Here is a 550-nt window from a genome sequence, read left to right on the forward strand (position 1 = left end):
TGGGCTCCTACTGCTTGTACGTACACGGTTTCAGGTTCTATTTCACTCCCCTCACAGGGGTTCTTTTCGCCTTTCCCTCACGGTACTGGTTCACTATCGGTCAGTTGGGAGTATTTAGCCTTAGATGATGGTCCACCTATATTCAGTCAAAGTTTCACGTGCTCCGACCTACTCGATTTCACTTAAAAGGGATTTTCATGTACGGGACTATCACCCTGTATCGTGGCACTTTCCAGAGCCTTCCATTAACACCAATTAAGCTTAAGGGCTGTTCCGATTTCGCTCGCCGCTACTTTCGGAATCTCGGTTGATTTCTTTTCCTACGGGTACTTAGATGTTTCAGTTCTCCGCGTTCGCCTCGTTAACCTATGTATTCAGTTAACGATACCTGCAAGCAGGTGGGTTTCCCCATTCGGAAATCCTAGTCTCAAGTGCTTTTTACTAGCTTGACTAGGCTTATCGCAAGTTAATACGTCCTTCATCGCCTCCAACTGCCAAGGCATCCACCGTGTACGCTTAGTCACTTAACCATACAACCCAAACGGGTCTT

At 46.9% G+C, this 550-nt stretch carries 1 rRNA gene; it reads right to left on the reverse strand.

The annotated features are described in order from the left end of the window. Positions 1-530 (reverse strand): 23S ribosomal RNA (locus H5201_RS22605); the annotation flags it as partial. Positions 531-550 lie beyond the last annotated feature (20 nt).

This window comes from Pseudoalteromonas sp. SG43-6, assembly GCF_014164365.1.
Classification (GTDB): Bacteria; Pseudomonadota; Gammaproteobacteria; order Enterobacterales; family Alteromonadaceae; genus Pseudoalteromonas; species Pseudoalteromonas rhizosphaerae.